9 protein-coding genes are annotated in these 17,442 nt (G+C 68.7%); 5 read left to right on the top strand and 4 right to left on the bottom strand.

The genetic code is table 11. From position 1 onward, the window contains the following. Nucleotides 1-12 precede the first annotated feature (12 nt). The 4 genes from ACFPJ1_RS24130 to ACFPJ1_RS24115 all read right to left on the bottom strand — a co-directional run bounded on the left by ACFPJ1_RS24130 (nucleotide 13) and on the right by ACFPJ1_RS24115 (nucleotide 8,650). Nucleotides 13-1,590, bottom strand: coding sequence for a GGDEF domain-containing protein (locus tag ACFPJ1_RS24130; protein ID WP_380107195.1), 1,578 nt, complete (start codon nucleotides 1,588-1,590; stop codon nucleotides 13-15). A 23-nt stretch (nucleotides 1,591-1,613) separates the two neighbouring features. Continuing rightward, nucleotides 1,614-3,167 (bottom strand): GGDEF domain-containing protein, encoded by a 1,554-nt coding sequence (locus tag ACFPJ1_RS24125; protein WP_380107193.1) that lies wholly within the window; start codon nucleotides 3,165-3,167, stop codon nucleotides 1,614-1,616. Between the two features lie 143 nt (nucleotides 3,168-3,310). Then, nucleotides 3,311-4,612 carry a cytochrome P450 gene (locus tag ACFPJ1_RS24120; protein WP_380107191.1) on the bottom strand — a complete coding sequence of 434 codons (1,302 nt, stop codon included), beginning with the start codon at nucleotides 4,610-4,612 and terminating at the stop codon, nucleotides 3,311-3,313. A gap of 270 nt (nucleotides 4,613-4,882) precedes the next feature. Then, complete coding sequence (locus ACFPJ1_RS24115) at nucleotides 4,883-8,650, bottom strand: NPCBM/NEW2 domain-containing protein (protein WP_380107189.1); 3,768 nt, start codon at nucleotides 8,648-8,650, stop codon at nucleotides 4,883-4,885. 132 nt (nucleotides 8,651-8,782) lie between these two features. Here ACFPJ1_RS24115 and ACFPJ1_RS24110 point away from each other — a divergent pair, with 132 nt between their 5' ends. The 5 genes from ACFPJ1_RS24110 (at nucleotide 8,783) to ACFPJ1_RS24090 (ending at nucleotide 17,352) form a co-directional block, all read left to right on the top strand. Then, complete coding sequence (locus tag ACFPJ1_RS24110) at nucleotides 8,783-8,938, top strand: hypothetical protein (RefSeq protein WP_380107187.1); 156 nt, start codon at nucleotides 8,783-8,785, stop codon at nucleotides 8,936-8,938. Between the two features lie 73 nt (nucleotides 8,939-9,011). Further along, nucleotides 9,012-10,223, top strand: coding sequence for an alpha/beta hydrolase family protein (locus ACFPJ1_RS24105; RefSeq protein ID WP_380107186.1), 1,212 nt, complete (start codon nucleotides 9,012-9,014; stop codon nucleotides 10,221-10,223). A gap of 314 nt (nucleotides 10,224-10,537) precedes the next feature. Beyond that, nucleotides 10,538-13,300: a type I DNA topoisomerase gene (topA, locus tag ACFPJ1_RS24100; protein WP_380107184.1), complete on the top strand. Its 2,763-nt coding sequence runs from the start codon at nucleotides 10,538-10,540 to the stop codon at nucleotides 13,298-13,300. Beyond that, nucleotides 13,300-13,743 (top strand): Fur family transcriptional regulator, encoded by a 444-nt coding sequence (locus tag ACFPJ1_RS24095; protein ID WP_380107183.1) that lies wholly within the window; start codon nucleotides 13,300-13,302, stop codon nucleotides 13,741-13,743. The genes topA and ACFPJ1_RS24095 overlap by 1 nt, the downstream gene beginning before the upstream one ends. A 744-nt stretch (nucleotides 13,744-14,487) precedes the next feature. Next, entirely contained in the window at nucleotides 14,488-17,352 is a 2,865-nt protein-coding gene (locus ACFPJ1_RS24090) for a glycoside hydrolase family 2 TIM barrel-domain containing protein (RefSeq protein ID WP_380107182.1), read from the top strand. The last annotated feature ends 90 nt before the right edge of the window (nucleotides 17,353-17,442 follow it).

Here is a 17,442-nt window from a genome sequence, read left to right as displayed (position 1 = left end):
CAGCCAGCAGAACTACTGGCGAGGCAGTCCACCCGCACGACGGTGGCGCTTCTCGGCGTACATGAGACGGTCCGCTTCGGTGAGGAGGTCGCCGACCGCGGTCCCGTCCGTGGTGGCGGCGTGGCCGATGCTCAGCCGGAGCATCGCGAACCACGGCTTCTCCGCGTCCGTGGCGACCCGCTCGGCCGCACCTCTGATCCGCTCGACCAGTTCACGCGCGCCACGCTCGTCCGGGTTGTCCAGCACCACCACGAACTCGTCGCCACCGGCGCGAGCGACCACGTCCTCGGCACGGCACTGCTCGGTCAGCAGGTGCGCGACCCGGCGGAGTACCTCGTCGCCGCAGGCGTGGCCGTGGCTGTCGTTGACCACCTTCAGATTGTCGACGTCGATCGCGAGCACCGCGACGGAGCGACCCGAGTCAAGCGCGGCCGTCATCCGCTCGTCCAACGCACGGCGGTTACCCACGCCCGTCAGCGGATCTTCCCGCGCGGCCCGCCACTCGGCGTCATGCCGGATGGAGAGATCGTGGGTGGCCAGCGCGCTGCGTACGGCGTACAGGCCGCGCAGGCGCTCGGCCCACCAGCCGCGGGTGATGGCGCGGGCGTACTGCAGGCCGGATGCCGCGCCGGTGTCGCCGGAGTCCGCGATGATCTGTACGGCGGTGTGCCGCACCAGTGCCTCGACCGGGGGATCGGAGGTGGGCGGCAGGTCGGTGCTCGCCCGCTCGGCGGCCTCCATCGCGTCGTCGAGGCGACCCATCGCGGCATAGGCCTTGGCCAGGTAGGCCCCGGCGATCGCGGCGACCTCGAGAGCACCCAGCTTCGCCAACTGGTCGCGGCAGTCCTTGAGAATGACCGCGGCCCCGCCGGGATTGACGTCGTACTCGCTAGCCGCGAGCCACATCCGCCCGGTCATCGGCCAGTAGCCGATCAGACCGGCCCGGACGATCACCTCGTTCGCCTCGGCGGCCCACCGCTTGGCTTCGAGCCGTCGCCGCCGGATCCCCTCGTCGTACGACGAATCGCCCAGCCGCTCCATCTCGTGTGCCCAGCGGAGGTTGGACTCCGCCAGGTTCAGCCGGTTGATCGCGGGGGACTCGGGCAGGCCGAGGGGATCCGCGTCGGCCTCGGCAGCCAGTTCGAAGTGCGGGATGCACAACTCGAACAGCCGCAGCAGGTCGTAGGCGTAACCCAGACCGGTGTTGCCCCAGCTCAGCAGGCCGGGGTCGCGCGTCCGGGCCAGCGCGTTCTCGGCGGCGACCAGGTCGGCGACGGAGTCACCACCCTCACCGGTGCGGATCAGGGTGACGATGCGGACCGCGAGCGCGTTGGCCTCCCAGCCTGGTTCCTCGATGGCGCGAGCCACCTGAATGCAGTCGTCGACGGCGTCCAGGGCTTCCTCGGCGTCCATGCCGTGGTGTGCGGCGACCGCGCGGACGTACTCGGCGGCGGCGCGTTCGCTGGACGGATCGGGGCCGAGCTCCGCCAGCAGCCGGCGGACGTCCGCCGCGGCCTCGGCCGGGTGACCGGACTGAGCGTGGGTCATCGCCGCGGATATCCGCGCGGTCACGCCCGACGTCTCGCGCACCCGACCTCCCCTGTCGCCGACCCTCACCTGACTCGGCGCTTGTCCTCGTACAACCGGTTGTCCGCCATCGCGACCAGGAGTTCCACCGGTACCCCTTCCGCAGTCGCGGCGTACCCGATGCTCAGGCTCAATCCGCGCAGCCACGGTTTCGCGGTCGTCGCCCCGACGGTCGCGACGGCGGCCCGGACCCGCTCGGCGAGTTGGGCGCCGCCCTTCGCATCCGGCTGATCCAGCACCACGAAGAACTCGTCCCCTCCCGATCGAATCACGGCATCGGTCGCTCGTGCCTGTTCTACCAGCAGATTTGCCACTAGTTGCAGCAACTCGTCCCCACAGGCATGCCCGTAGGTGTCGTTGACCACCTTGAGGTCGTCGACGTCGATGGCGAGCAGCGTCACCGCCCGGTGGGAGTCCCGCGCCGCGGTCAGTCGCTCGTCCATCGCCCGGCGGTTGCCGATGCCGGTCAGCGGATCCTGCCGTGCCGCATGCCATTCGGCGTCATGACGCGCCGACAGATCATGCACGACCAGCGCATGCCGTACTGCGTTCAGCGCGCGCTGGCGTTCCTTCCACCAGCCACGGGCCACCGAGCGCGCGTAGGCCAGACCGGCCGCGGCACCGTACTCGCCGGTGCTCGCCGCCAGCTCCGATCTCGTGTGCAGGACAAGCATCTGGGTCGCCGGATCGGCCAGCGGGATCAGGTCGTCGGTCGCACGTTCGGCGGCGGCCTTTGCCTCGTCCAGCTTTCCCTGCGCCGCCAAAGCCCTTGCCAGGTAGGCGCCGGCGATCGCGAGCCGCTCGGTCTCCCCGAGCTTGCTGATCTGATCGCGGCATTCCTCCAGCTCCTGAACGGCTGCCGCGGGATCCCCGGCGGTCGCCGCGGCGGCGAGCCAGAGCCGCGCGCTCAACCGCCAGTACTCCTGGCTCTCGTCGTCGACGATCACCAGCACCGCTTCGCGAGCCCAGTAAGCCGCCGAGGCAAGTCTTTCCTCGATCTCCGCCTCGTATGCCGGGTCGCCGAGCCGCTCGAGCTCGTGGGCCCAGCGCAGGTAGGTCTCCGCGAGGTTGAGCCGGTCGATCGCCGGCGACTCCGCGAGCTCGAGCACGTCGGCGTCGATCCCGGTGGCGCTCTCGTAGTGCGGAATGCACAGCTCGAACAGCCGCAACACGTCGTAGGCATACCCGAGTCCGGTGTGGGCCCAGCCGCGCAGGCCGGGATCTGTGGTTCGTTTGAGAGCGTGCTCGGCGGCGACCATGTCGTTCACGGTGTCGCCACCGCGTCCGCTCCGGGCCAGATTGATGATCCGGATCGGCAGCGCGTTCGCTTCCCAGCCGGGCTCGTCGATCGCGCGGGCCACGGCGAGGCACTCGTCCACCGCGGCGAGCGCCTCGTCGGCATCGCTGGCATGGTGCGCGGCCACGCCACGGACATACTCGGCGGCCGCCAGCTCGTAACTGGGCACGCCGCCGAGCTCGGCGCGGATCGCGTCGATCTGGTCCGCCGCGACCGCGTGTCCGCCTGATTGGGCCAGCGTCATCGCGGCGGCGATGCGTGCGGTCAGCTGCCCCGCGTCCATCCCCGCCCCTCCCGTCCGTCACCCGCTGTTCGGGTCGGACCGCCCATTGTGGTCGCGGAGGGGCCCGCTGTCACGGCCTGATGACCAGTACTCCGCTCAGCGTGGCCGTCGGCACTATTGTCAGGACAAGGAGGCCGGCAGAATCAGCCGGCTGCTTGTTGGGTTTCCGCAGCGCGGAGTTGGACCGGCAGGGACTCGACTCCGTAGACGATGGAGAAGTCGCGGAACCGCAGTTGCTCCTCGGCGACCGCCAGGGACAGGTCCGGGAAGCGGTGCGCCAGTGCGGTGAACGCGGCTCGCAGCTCCATCCGGGCCAGCTCGGCGCCGACGCAGCGGTGCATGCCGTGCCCGAACGCCAGGTGTGCGGCAGGCGCCCGCTGCGGGTAGAAGGACTCCGCGTCCAGCCCGAACACCTCCTTGTCCCGGTCCGCGCCGGACAGCGAGACGGCGACCAGGTCGCCCTTCTTGACCTGCTGGCCGAACAGATCCTGGTCGTGCTTGGCGAACCGCGGGAAGGCGACCTGCACAACCGTCAGGTACCGCAGGAGCTCTTCGACGATCGCGTCCACCGCCCCCGGCTCGTTGCGGATCCGGGCGAAGTTCTCCGGGTCGCGCAGCAGCACCAGGGTGCCGAGCGCCAGCATGCTGGCCGAGGTCTCGTAGCCGCCGAGGAAGACGCCGTCAGCGAGCCCACCGAGCTCGATGTCGTCGATCCCGTCGCCGTGCTCACGGATGATCGAGCCGATCAGGCCGTCGCCGGGGTTCTTGCGCTGCTTGCCGACGATCTCGAAGAGGAACTCGCGCGACTCGCTGGCCGAGCCGAAGACGCCGATCCCGCCGCCGGACAGGTCGAAACGGGCCGGGCCCAGGGCCCTGAACCTGTCCCGGTCGGACTCCTCGACGCCGAGCAGGTCGGCGATCAGCAGGAAGGGGACGTTGAAGGCGAAGTCCGCGACGATGTCGACGACCGGGCCCTTGGCCTCCATCAGGTCCAGCTGGTCGTTGACGATCTTCTCGATCGCCGGCTCCAGCCTGGCCAGCCGGCGCTTGGTGAACTCGGGGGTGAGGAGCTTGCGCAGCCGGGTGTGGTCCGGCGGGTCGGTGAAGCCGAGGCCGCCGATCCCCTCGGACGGCTTGTCCGGGTCCGAGCCGACCAGCGGCCGGATGTCGTTGCTGAAGTTCGTGGTGTCCGCGAGCACCGCCTTGGCCTCGGCGTGGCCGCTGACCACCCAGACGTTCAGCCCGAACAGGTGGGCGAGTTTGTGGACCGGCTCGGTCTCACGGACCCCGCCCAGTTCCGGGGTCGGGTCCAGGCCTTCGCGACGCAGCGGCATCGAGAGCTGGCGCGGGACGATCCGCATCTTCGACAGATCCAGTCCACCCCGGCGAGTGGCCCTGTTCAGCAACCGGCTGCCGACCCATCTCTTCAGGTATGTCACAACCATGACTCCCACGCGCCCTCTCTGAACAGCTGCCCCGACGGCTGCATCCCTACTTCGAAAGTAGTCGCCCTGGGGACCAGATCTGATGGTGTTGGCACTACTTCCTCAGTGGCTCTGGCACCACCATGGGAGGGGGCCATGGTCCTGCCAGGTCAGACCCTGTCATGGAGAAGGGGCGGGTTACCACCGGAACCCACCTGTACCGTCCCCTGGGACGGCGATCAGGTGGGTTCCGGGGGTGCTCAGGGAAAGTCCAGCCGAAAGTCGGATGTGTCAGTTGCTTCCGCAGGTTAGGCGGGCATCCGCCCAGTCGGCGTGGTCGCTGGTGACGCCGTCACCGGCGTCGGTGACCTGCAACGTCAGTACCTGACCACCGGTCACGTCGACCGTGACAGGCACGGTGGGCGACGTTCCGGTGAGCAGATCCGATGTGTACTTCGCCACACCGTCGACGGCGACCTTGAAGCTCACCTTGCCACGATCCTCCATCTCGTCGTCCACCCCGACCTTCGCGGTGAAGGCCGAACAGTTGCCACCGAGCCGGACGCTGACCGACGACGGTGCGTGGGTTCCGAGCCCCTTGGAGTACTGCGTGCCGTCCAGCGTGAGCGGGCCGCCGTCACCCGCGCCATCCTCGCCGTTGCTCTTGTCCCGCTCGACCGGTCCCCAGCCGTTGCTCGAGTCGATCCACTCCAGGTCGCTCACCCAGGGCTGCCCGGTGGGTGCCGGTGGTAGCGGCTTGTCCGCGATGGTCGCGGCGAAGAAGCCGAGGCCGCCGCCGGGCAGCTTGATCGCCTTCACCGTCTTGCCCGGATCCAGGGCTACAGCGGTGTAGAAGACCCGGTAATCCGTTGTGGTGTTGGCCAGACCGGCCGGGGTGTACCGGCCCTTCACCGACACCGCGAGCTTGGCGCCGCCGGTGGCCGGGTCCTGGCAACACCAGTTCGGCAACTGGAACGGAGCCTGCGACTCGGATCCATCGGTATAGATGACGGTGACGCTCCCCTTGGCGTTCAGGCTCGCTCCCGCGCCCAGCAGGGCAAGGTGAGAACCGGTGCCGGAGACAAGGATCGGGGCTGGCTGGTTCTTCACCAGGTTGGGCGTTCCCGGAGCGCCCGTGGGCCAGGTGAACTCGGCGTCCTGCACGGTGACCTTCGCCCCCGGTGTGTAGCCGGCCGCGGCGAGGGCCTCGCCGTTGAAGCTGTTGCCCGATCCGTCGAAGTTGCCCTGGGCAAAGCTCGACGCGTCGCTCACGCCGACAACGTTTGCCGCCTGCGACAAGGATGCGTAGGGCAACTGTGCCGTGGCCACCGCGCTGTTGGTGTACGCGGCGCTGTCCACCTTGTACGACGCGTCCAGCCGCAGCGTGAAACTGGCCGGTTTCACCGCGGCGGCAGGAGTCACCGCCAGCTTCGTACTGACCGTCTCGCCCGGGTCGACCTTGGCGAAGGTGCTCGTTCCGGTGGCGGTCCACCCGTCCGGCAGGTCGAGAGCCAGCCGTACGTCGCGCATCGCCGTCGTACCGGCGTTCTTGAAGGTGGCGGTGACCTCGGTGGCCTGGCCCGGGGCGTTCCACAGGGACGGCGAGGAGAGCTCAGGGGTGCCGAAGGTGTCGGAGACCGCCTTGCCGCCGCCGACCGAGGTGGTGTCGTCCAGCCGCACGGTGGCATCACGAGAGGTCGACAGTGATGCCGTCTTCACCAGCACCACGCCGTTGTCGTAGTACCAACCGGTGGAGGCCGCGAGGTACGCGTTCTTGCTGACCAGCTTGGTCAGCTTGCTCCCGTCCACGGTGACGTCGCGCGGTGCGGTGCCGGTGTGGACGGTCAGCTCGTACGGCCGGGCGCCCGGCTTGCCCGTGTACGAACCGTGGCTGGCGCCGATCTTCACGGTCACGTCGCCGCGAGCCGAGACGGGTGCGCTCACCTCGAGTTGCTGCGTGGCGGACTTGTCCTGCTTGTAGTCGCGGGTGACGCGGTCGTCCTCGTAGAGCGAGAAGGACGACTTGCCCTGCGGGTAGACGTCGATGGTGAGCCGATCGCCGAAGGCCTGCTCCGCGGCCGAGTTGATGCCGCTCTTCCACATCGGGACCACCGCGCCGGCCTTGACGAACAAGGGCAGCGTGTCGAGCTTCGCGTGGTACCCGTTGACGGTCGTCGGGCCCTGGTAGACCTTGCCGGTCCAGTAGTCCACCCAGTTGCCCTTGGGCAGGTAGATGCCGCTCTTCACCTCGTCGGCGCCCCACATCGGCGCCACCAGGAACTCCTTACCGGCCAGGAACTCGTACTTCGTGGTGTCGTCCCAGGTCTTCGGGTCTTTCGGGTACTCCAGCACCAGCGAGCGGTTCAGCGGAGCACCCGTGCGGTGCGCCTCGGCGGCGTACGAGTAGAAGTACGGGAGCAGACGCTCGCGCAGCTTGAGGTACTTGCGGTTGATCGAGGTGTACGGCTCGCCGTACGTCCACGGCTGCTTGTACGCCGGGGTCGCCCAGCCGGACATCGTCATGAAGGCCGGGTTGAACACCTTCCACTGCAGGTCCCGGGTGTAGCTGGTCGGGGAGCCGCCGAAGATGCCGTCGACGTCACCCGCGCTGTAGGCGATCCCGGAGTTGCCGGAACCGGTGATGGCCGGGATCTGCCACTTGATCGCGTCGAGCGAGCCGCTGTGGTCGCCGGTCCACTGGACCGCGCACCGCTGCGCACCCGCCCAGCCCTCGACCATCCAGGCGTAGCCGCGGGCGTTGCTGTACTGCTCGATGCCGTCGTGCGCGGTGTCGCAGGCGCTGAGCGCGTACCGGTACCCCGGGCCGACCCAGGCGACGTCCAGCTTGCGCACCCGGACCCCGGCCTCGCCCACCTCGGCCGGCTGGCGGTCGAGGGACGACTGCGTCCACAGGCCCATCTGGATGTTCCGCTGGCGCAGTTCGTCACCGGTCTGCTTGAGCGCGGGGATCTCCCGCTTGCCCCACCAGGTGCCGTCGACCTGCTCGGAGTCGGTGTCGTCGGAGTAGCCACAGCCGTAGTCGTCGTTGACCAGCATCCAGCCGCCGGGCATGTCCTCGTCCTGGAACTTCTGCGCCACCTTGACCGCGTCCAGCGTCGTCACCTTCTCCGGGTGGACCTTCCAGTCGTTGCTGGTATCCGGGTCGGTGGCGTAGTGCCCACGGTTGTAGCAGTCGGAGTCGCCGTACTCGAGGCCGTAGATCGGCGGCATGAACGGGCGGCCGCTGAGCTCGGTGTAGCGGTCCAGCGAGGTCTTGAGGTCGCCGACGAAGTAGTACGCGTCGAACCGTTTCTCGTCGTGCTTGGTGACGACGGGGTCGGTGAAGCTGTAGCTGCCCGGCGCGAACGTGTTCCGCAGTACGCCGTAGCCGGCGGTGCTCATGTAGTACGGAGAGGCGTTCGGGTTGCCGCCGTCCTCCCAGTTGAAGTCGCGGGCGACCGTGATGGTCTGGTCGCGGTGCGAGAAGCGGCCGTTCTGCATCCCGCCGCCGAAGTACTGCTCGTTCGCCCCGCGGCTCAGGGACTGGGTGGTAGAGGTGTCGTTCCAGGACAGCGGAGCCGTCTCGGACCAGACCTGCTGCCCGTTCGCCCGGTACAGGGAGAAGCGCAGCGGCGACTTGGTCGCCCGTACCTCGATGGCGTCCGTCTTGAGCGAGTAGTAGCTGCCCCGGTCGCGCCAGGACGTCTTCGGCTTCGCGTAGTCGGTCTTGGCGACGATGTTCGACGCCGGGGCGGTCGGGTCGGTCGGCGGGGTGTTCGCCGGGTCGGTGAAGGTGCCGTCCGGCGCGAGCCAGATCCGGAACACGTCGTCCTTGAGGAAGACCACGCGGACCTTCGCGGTCCCGGCGGTCAGCGTGTACTGCGCTGTCTCGGCGGCGAAGGCGGTCACCGCGCCCAGGGAGGTGTCGCCGGCGGCGGCCTCGGTGGAGCCGGCGGCAGCGGGTCCCGCGCCGACTGCGTTGACCAAGGCACCCGCGACCAGAGCCAGGGATGTTCCGGTGAGAAGGGCTGAACGTTTAACGCGGACAAAGATGCTCACGAGTGCCTCACTTCACGCATCTATGAACAGGATTGCGCTATTGATAACTCACCAGGTCGGGCTTTGTCACTAGATCGGACCCGATCCGTCGCCGAGTGGTCATCATGAAGTTGAGACGAGGGTGCGACGGGAGTGAAGGCCGTGGTCGGCACGGTCGAGCCGGACCGCAGCGTGCAGGCCCAACGGGCGTACGTGACCGCCCTCTTCGACCAGTTCCTCCAGCGCAAGCCCCAGCGACTCCTCCGCGAGCAGTCCCCGGACTTCGCCGAGGTGACGTTCGTCCGCTGAATCAACCTTTGGGAGGGGCGGGTCCGTCTCCTGGGTGATTCGCGCTGACAACGGTGGCGGGCAGGGTCGAGGGATGACGACAATCAATCGACGTTCCCTGCTTGCCCTGCTCGCCGCCGGTGTCACCGCTGCCGCCGTTCCACAGGCCGCCGGTGCGTCTCCACCGACATCAGCCGCCGCGGCGCCCACGGCGTACCGGCTGGTGTTGCCGGAGCCGACCGGGCCGTATCCGATCGGGACCACCGAACTGCACCTGGTCGACAAGTCCCGGGCTGATGCGTGGATGCCTGGCCGGCAGCGTGAGCTGATGATCAGCGTCTGGTACCCGGCGCTGCCGGGCGCCCACGGTCCGCGCGCTCCGTACGCGCCTCCACACGTGGCCGCACCGCTGGCCGACGAGGTGGGCGCAGTGCTCGGCCTGAAGCCCGGAAGGATCGACTATGCCGGTACGCCGACGCACGCGCGGACCGGTGTTCGCTCCCTCGGGCGGTACCCGGTGATCCTGTACTCCCCGGGCTTCGGGACTTCGCGGTTGCTGGGCACGAACCACGTCGAGGACCTGGTCAGCCGGGGGTACGTGGTGGTGACGATGGACCACACCGGGGAGGCGCCGGTGGAGTTCCCGGGCGGGCGGGTCGCGCCGGCCGTCGTACCGGCGGACGCCATCCAGAAGGCGGCGGCCGTCCGGGTCGCCGACACCAGGTTCGTGCTCGACAACCTCAGCCGTCTGCCGCGGAATCTGACGCGGGCGACGGACCTGCGGCGGATCGGCATGTTCGGCTACTCGCTCGGCGGTTTCGCGGCTGCTGAGGCGATGCTCGTCGACCGGCGGATCGACGTCGGAGCGAATCTGGACGGAACCATGCAGTACGGCTTCCCGGACGGTGTGCTGAGCGAGGTCGCCAAGCGCGGGCTGGACCGGCCGTTCCTGCTGTTCGGCGGGCAGGGGCACTCGCACCTGCCGCAACCCGGCTCCGAGCTGAACGACCCGTCCTGGACCAGCTTCTGGAAGAACCAGCGCGGCTGGAAGCTGGACCTGGGCATTCCGGCCGGGACCCACGGTGCCTTCGCCGACTACCAGTTCTCCGTACCGGCCGTGGCGCGCGCGTACGGCGTACCGGACGAGACGGTGATCGCGTCGCTCGGGACGGTGGACCCGGAGCGGAGTGTGGCTGCGCAGCGGGCGTATCTCGGCGCACACTTCGACAAGTTCCTGAAGGGACGTCCGCAGCGACTGCTGGTGCAGGAGTCCCCGAGGTATCCGGACGTGAAGTTCGTCAGATGACGAGGTCTCCGCGGGCCGAGGTGCATCTCACACCCCGGTCCGCGGCCGGACCGCGAGCGCGGGAAATGGGGGTGGATTTCGGGCGTCCGGCGGGGCGCCCGCGACGCGCGGGGGACGGGGTTCGTGACCACTTTCTGAAACGCTGATGAGGGTCTCGACGCTCCGAGCGTTTACCGTGCGTTGAGAAATGCGTTGCTGTCGGCCGTACTCTGTCCTCGGACGGGTCGGTCTGTGTCAAAGGTCTGCCTGGGGAATGGGCGGTCCGGCCGCAGACGTTGTGGGGCAGGACGAGAGTGGCAAGAGCAAGGAGCGCAGTGGCAGGGGCATCTGGGACCAAGGCAGCACCCGGGTCGGCGGCGACGTCGACCGGACGACGGCTGGTGATCGTCGAGTCGCCGAAGAAGGCGCGGATGATCGCCGGCTTCCTGGGGTCCGGGTACGTGGTGGAGTCGAGCTTCGGCCACATCCGCGACCTGCCGAAGGGCGCCGACGAGATCCCGGCCAAGTACAAGGGCCTGCCCTGGGCGCGGCTCGGGGTCAACATCGAGGACCACTTCGACCCGCTGTACGTCGTACCGGCGGACAAGAAGGCGCAGATCCGCAAGCTCAAGGACCTGCTCAAGGACGCCGACGAGCTCTACCTCGCCACAGATGAGGACCGCGAGGGCGAGGCCATCGCGTGGCACCTGCTGGACGAACTGAAGCCGAAGATCCCGGTCAAGCGGATGGTCTTCCACGAGATCACGCCGAAGGCGATCCAGGACGCGGTCGGCAGTGCGCGCGACATCAACGACGCGCTCGTCGACGCCCAGGAGGCCCGGCGGATCCTGGACCGGCTGTACGGCTACGAGGTCTCGCCGGTGCTCTGGAAGAAGGTCATGCCGAAGTTGTCGGCGGGCCGCGTCCAGTCCGTCGCGATCCGGATGGTGGTCGACCGGGAGCGCGAGCGGATCGCGTTCCGCAGCGCCTCGTACTGGGACCTGGACGCCACCCTGGACGCCGGCGAGGGCAAGACGCCGCGGCTGTTCCCGTCCCGGCTGGTCTCGGTGGACAGCAAGCGCGTCGCGCAGGGCCGTGACTTCGCCTCCACCGGCGAGCTGAAGAGCCAGAACACGGTCCACCTGGACGAGTCGACCGCCACCGCGCTGGCCGCGGCGCTGCGGGACTCCTCCTTCACCGTCCGTTCGATCGAGTCGAAGCCGTACACCCGCAAGCCGTACGCGCCGTTCCGGACCACCACGCTGCAGCAGGAGGCCGGGCGCAAGCTCAACATGTCCGCCTCGCAGACGATGCAGATCGCGCAGCGGCTGTATGAGAACGGCAACATCACCTATATGCGTACCGACTCGGTGACGCTGTCCGACACCGCGATCACCGCGGCCCGGGCGCAGGTCCGCGAGCTGTACGGCGCGTCGTACCTGCCGGACAAGCCGCGGGTCTACACCTCCAAGGTGAAGAATGCTCAGGAAGCGCACGAGGCGATCCGGCCGGCCGGCGAGCACTTCCAGACCCCGGCGCAGACCGGGCTGAGCGGCGCCGAGTACCGGCTCTACGAGCTGATCTGGATGCGGACGGTCGCGTCGCAGATGAAGGACGCGGTCGGCAACAGCGTTTCGATCAAGATCGACGCCAGGGCCTCGACGGGTGAAAGCTGCGAGTTCACCTCGTCCGGCCGGGTGATCACCTTCCACGGCTTCCTGAAGGCGTACGTCGAGGGTGCGGACGACCCGTCCGCCGAGACCGACGACCGCGAGACGCAGATCCCGGACGTGAGCGAGGGCGACGTGCTGCCCGCGACCGAGGTCATCGCCTCCGGTCACGAGACGAAGCCGCCGGCCCGCTTCACCGAGGCCACGCTGATCGCCCAGCTGGAAGAGCGCGAGATCGGCCGCCCGTCGACGTACGCGTCGATCCTGGGCACCATCCAGGCCCGCGGCTATGTCTACAAGAAGGGCAACGCGCTGGTTCCGGCGTGGCTGGCCTTCGCGGTGGTCCGGCTGCTGGAGGAGCACTTCACCCGGCTGGTGGACTACGCGTTCACCGCGTCGATGGAGGACGTGCTGGACGACGTCGCGGCCGGGAATCTGCAGCGCGAAGGGGTGCTGGGCCGGTTCTACTTCGGCGACGACGGCATCGAGGGCCTGCAGTCGATGGTCAGTGATCTCGGTGACATCGATGCCAGGGAAATGTCGACCTTCCCGGTCGGCCCGGCAGATAGCGGGATCGTGGTGCGCGTCGGCCGCTACGGCCCGTACGTCGAGGACAAGGACGAGCAGCGCGCCAACGTGCCGGAGGACCTGCCGCCGGACGAGCTGACCGTCGAGAGGGCCCGCGAGCTGCTCAGCCAGCCCTCCGGCGTCGAGCTCGAGCTCGGCCAGACGCCGGACACTGGTCTCAAGGTGGTCGCCAAGGCCGGCCGGTTTGGCCCGTACGTGACCGAGGTGCTGCCCGAGGACGCCCCGAAGTCCGCCAAGCCGCGGACCGGCTCGCTGCTCAAGTCGATGTCGCTCGACTCGGTCACCCTCGACGACGCGCTGAAGCTGCTGTCGCTGCCGCGCGTGGTCGGCAAGGACCCGGAGTCCGGGGACGAGATCACCGCTCAGAACGGCCGCTACGGGCCGTATCTGAAGAAGGGCACCGACTCACGGTCGCTGCAGACCGAGGACCAGATGTTCGACATCACCCTCGAGGAAGCGCTGAAGATCTACGCCGAGCCGAAGCAACGCGGCCGTCGCGCCGCGGCACCACCGCTGAAGGAGCTGGGCGAGGACCCGGCGTCCGGTCAGCCGGTGGTGGTGAAGGAGGGCCGCTTCGGCCCGTACGTCACCGATGGCGAGACGAACGCGACGCTGCGCAAGGACGATTCGGTCGAGACGATCTCGCTGCTGCGCGCGGCCGAGCTGCTCGCCGACAAGCGGGCCCGTGGACCGGTGAAGAAGACGGCCAAGAAGGCCGCTGCCAAGAAGACGACGGCGAAGAAGACCGCCACCAAGAAGACAGCGGCCAAGAAGACCCCGACGAAGAAGGCCGCTGCCAAGAAGACGACGGCGAAGAAGACCGCGGCCAAGAAGTCCTGATGTCCGGTACTGCGAAGGGCCCGGCCGAGGTCACCGCGCAACGCCTCCGCGAACGGGGCGAGCGGGTCACGCCGGCCAGGCTCGCCGTTGTTGAGGTGCTGGCGAGCACCGAGGAGCACCTGAGCGCGGAGCAGATCGGCGAACGAGCCGAGCAACTGCGGCCAGGCATCCACCGCGCGACGGTCTACCGGGCCCTCGACGCACTCGGCGAGTTCGGCCTGGTGACCCACGTGCACCTGGGTCGCGCCGGCACGACGTACCACCTGGCGGGCGAGCTGGCACCGCGCCACCTCCACCTCCGCTGCAGCGAGTGCGGCACGGTGCTCGACGTCGCGGGCGACATCCTCGACCCGGTCCGCCGGAAGCTGTCGCGCGAACTCGGCTTCCAACTAGCGCCGGAGCAGGTCGCGCTTGTCGGCCTCTGCTGCAACTGCAGCAGCTAGTTCCTGCCCCGCCGCTCACTCCCGCCCACCCTGGATTCGCCGCTCCTCCTCGCGGCTCGTGAAACCCGTTCTGGCTGACCACAGCGACCGGCTTCAGCCTCACCTGTCGACTCAGACGACCGGGGCAGGGGTCCTCGGCCATGCGCAACTCGCGCACGCGACACTCGGCCTGCTGCCGAAGGCCAGGCATTCCGCACCCATGTCGACGAGGTCGTCGAGGCACTGGCCCGGCCTCGACAGCTGAACCTCGATCCTGCGGTCGTTCGCTGCGGGGGCGCGGGGGGGGGAGGACACCAAATCGGGACCTCGGACACGTTGTTGCTTGTCCGGCCGCGACGACGACTCCCCATGTCTCAGCGACCGCGGCGACGAACCCCGCAGCGGGGTCCCCACTTGTTGTCCGAGGTCCCGGCATGGTGTTCGGACCCACCACAGGCGCTCGGCTGACAAGACGCCTGGACGGTCGCGGTGGCTGGTGGAGTGGCTCGGACCGCCAGCACTCACTAACCGCACCCGCCCCTCTGGCGCGACGCCTGGCGACGCCTGGCCCGGGACCTATCGGCGAGGTTGCTGAGTGGTGGCCGTCCGCTGGATCAACCAATCCCACGCCTACGTCGACGCCGCGACCCGATTCCCGAGCAGACCCGGTGGGTCGGAGCGACCGGTGGAGGAGGTTCGCAGTATCAGGATCTGTCCATATTTGTTCATCGGTGTGGATTCGTGAACGGATCAGTCGTAGGGTCGATGTCTGTGACCCATGACCACAGTTACGTCGAAGACTTCGCGCCCGGTGCTGGTGTGCTGCCCCCGCGGGCGCGGCTGGACGATGATTCTGCCCGGATCTCGCTGAGCGGCGACTGGAGCTTCCGGCTCTCGCCGAGTCTGGCCGAGTCGCCGGACGACCTGAAGGACCCGGATACGTCGGCCTGGGACACGATCACCGTGCCCGGTCACTGGCAGTTGAACGGGTACGGCGCCCCGGCGTACACGAACGTCGTCTACCCCTTCCCGCTGGAGCCGCCGCACGTTCCGACGGCGAACCCGACCGGGGACTACGTCCGCACCGTGACGGTCCCGGCGGACTGGGACGGGTCGCGGGTGGTACTGCGGTTCGAGGGAGTCGACTCGCGGTTCGCCGTCCACGTCGACGGGAACCTGGTCGGCTGGTCCTCCGGCTCGCGGCTTCCGAGCGAGTTCGACCTCACCGAGCTGGTTGCCCCCGGCAAGGAGATTCGGATTGCGGTCCGGGTGCACCAGTGGTCGGCCGGCAGCTACGTCGAGGACCAGGACATGTGGTGGCTGTCCGGGATCTTCCGCGAGTTGAACCTGCTCGCGCTCAAGCCGTCCGCCCCGACCGACGTCTTCGTGCACGCGTCCTACGTGGACGGCACCGGTACGCTGAAGGTCGACTCGGACGTACCCGGCACCGTCGTAGTACCGGAGCTGGGACTGGAGTTCCCGACCGGCTTCGACACTCCGGTGCCTGAGGTCGAGCCGTGGAGCGCCGAGAGCCCGCGCCTGTACGACGCTGTGCTGCGGAGCGAGGGTGGTGACGTCCGGCTGCGGATCGGGTTCCGCACGGTCGCGATCGTGGACGGCGTGCTCACCGTGAACGGCAACCGGTTGCTCTTCAACGGGGTCAACCGGCACGAGTTCCACCCGGACCGCGGCCGCGCCCTGACCGAGCAGGACATGCTCGACGACGTACTGCTGATGAAGCGGGCCGGGATCAACGCGGTCCGGACCAGTCATTACCCGCCGCACCCGCACTTCCTCGACCTGTGCGACGAGTACGGGCTGTACGTGGTGGACGAGTGCGACCTGGAGACGCACGGGTTCGGGTACGAGCCGGAGCCGCCCGCGCTGCCGAACCCGGTGATGGACCCGCGCTGGCAGGACGACCTGGTCGGGCGGATGCGCCGGATGGTCGAGCGGGACAAGAACCACCCGAGCATCGTGATCTGGTCGCTCGGCAACGAGTGTGGGATGGGCGACAACCTGCGCGCGATGTACGAGTTCGCGCACGACCGGGATCCGTCCCGGCCGGTGCACTACGAGCGGGACACGCAGGCGGAGTTCGTCGACATCTACTCGCAGATGTACACCTCGCCTGAGGGAGTTGCCGCGATCGGCGAGGACCCTTCGTCGTACCGGGGGCTGCCGTTCATCCTGTGCGAGTACGGGCACGCGATGGGCAACGGGCCGGGCGGGCTGTCGGACTACCGTGCGGTGTTCGAGAAGTACCCGCGCTGCCAGGGCGGTTTCATCTGGGAGTGGATCGACCACGGCCTGCGGACCTCGGTGGACGGCCAGGAGTTCTACGCGTACGGCGGGGACTTCGGCGAGGAGATCCACGACGGCAACTTCGTCTGCGACGGGCTGCTGTTCCCGGACCGTACGCCGTCGCCCGGCATGCTCGAGTACACCAAGGTGATCGAGCCGCTGGTGATCACCGCGGACGGCAACGGCGGCATCAGCATCACCAACCGCTACGAGGTGCTGGACACGAGCCACCTGACCTTCCGGATCGTCACCGAGATCGGCGGCGAGCAGGTCGGCAGTGGGACTCTCCCGGTGCCTGCGATTGCTCCGGCTGAGACTGCCTCGGTGGAACTGCCTCCGGGCATTGCTGAGCAGCAGAAGGCCGGGCAGCCGGACACCTGGTTGACCGTGACGGCTGAGCTGACTGAAGGAACGTCCTGGGCCGAGGCCGGTCACCGGGTCGCGTGGGGCCAGGTGCGGCTCGACGTACCGACTGGTGAGCGGCCGCGGCACGCCGGCGACACTGCGGAGGCTGCAGGGGTCAGTGGCGAGGCCCGGCACGCCAATGCCGAGGCAGTGGGCGAGGGCGGTACTGCTAGCGCTGCAGGCATCAGCCTGGGCGAACTGCCGATCCGGAACCTGCGCCTGGACGTCTGGCGCGCTCCGACCGACAACGACGCGATCCCTGGAGTCGCAGACGCCTGGAAGGAAGCGGGCCTGCACCGCGTGCAGCACCGCGTGGTGTCCGAGGGCGTCCACGAGGGCGCCTGGGAGGTAGTCACCCGTACTGCGCCGCCTGCGCTCCAGTGGGGTCTGGTCGCCACCTGGCGCTTCACCCACGTCGCGGACGGCTCACTCGGCCTGGACCTCTCCATCGAGCCCGAAGGCCAGTTCCCGGCAACACTGCCGCGCCTGGGCATCACCTTCGAGCTACCGCGAGTAGACGCGGTCGAATGGTTCGGCACCGGTCCCAGCGAGGCATACGTCGACACCCGCGCCGCCGCGGCCGTCGGCAAGTACTCCGCCTCGGTGGACGAGCTCCAGACCCCCTACGTCCGCCCCCAGGAGAACGGCCACCACATTGACACCCGCTGGGCAGTAGCAGGCCCGCTCCGCATCGAGGCGGCCCCAACCCTGTTCGGCCTAACAGTCCGCAACTGGACCACCGCCGACCTACAGAACGCCAAGCACACTCCCGACCTGGTAGCCGGCGACACGACGTACGTGACGCTGGACCTGGCCCAAGCAGGCATCGGCTCCAACTCCTGCGGCCCAGCCCTCCCAGGCACGTACGAACTCCACACCGCACCAGCGAGCTTGTCGGTCAGGTTCACCAAGGTCCGATAACAGCTGTAGGCGGTCTGAGCGGGGGGACGAGCTGGGCCGGGCTAGTCCCCGTCCGTTCGTCCAACGTGATCCCTTCGACCTGCGCTGCTA

This window comes from Kribbella qitaiheensis (assembly GCF_042657745.1).
In the GTDB taxonomy this organism is placed as follows: domain Bacteria; phylum Actinomycetota; class Actinomycetes; order Propionibacteriales; family Kribbellaceae; genus Kribbella; species Kribbella qitaiheensis.
Note: the sequence above shows the minus strand (reverse complement) of the source record. Positions and strands in the feature narration are given on the sequence as shown.

Bases quoted from the DNA above. Each gene is read 5' to 3' on its own strand.
- ACFPJ1_RS24125 (WP_380107193.1), bottom strand. From the start codon at position 3,167: ATGGACGCGGGGCAGCTGACCGCACGCATCGCCGCCGCGATGACGCTG.
- ACFPJ1_RS24120 (WP_380107191.1), bottom strand. From the start codon at position 4,612: ATGGTTGTGACATACCTGAAGAGATGGGTCGGCAGCCGGTTGCTGAAC.
- ACFPJ1_RS24105 (WP_380107186.1), top strand. From the start codon at position 9,012: ATGACGACAATCAATCGACGTTCCCTGCTTGCCCTGCTCGCCGCCGGT.
- ACFPJ1_RS24095 (WP_380107183.1), top strand. From the start codon at position 13,300: ATGTCCGGTACTGCGAAGGGCCCGGCCGAGGTCACCGCGCAACGCCTC.
- ACFPJ1_RS24090 (WP_380107182.1), top strand. From the start codon at position 14,488: ATGTCTGTGACCCATGACCACAGTTACGTCGAAGACTTCGCGCCCGGT.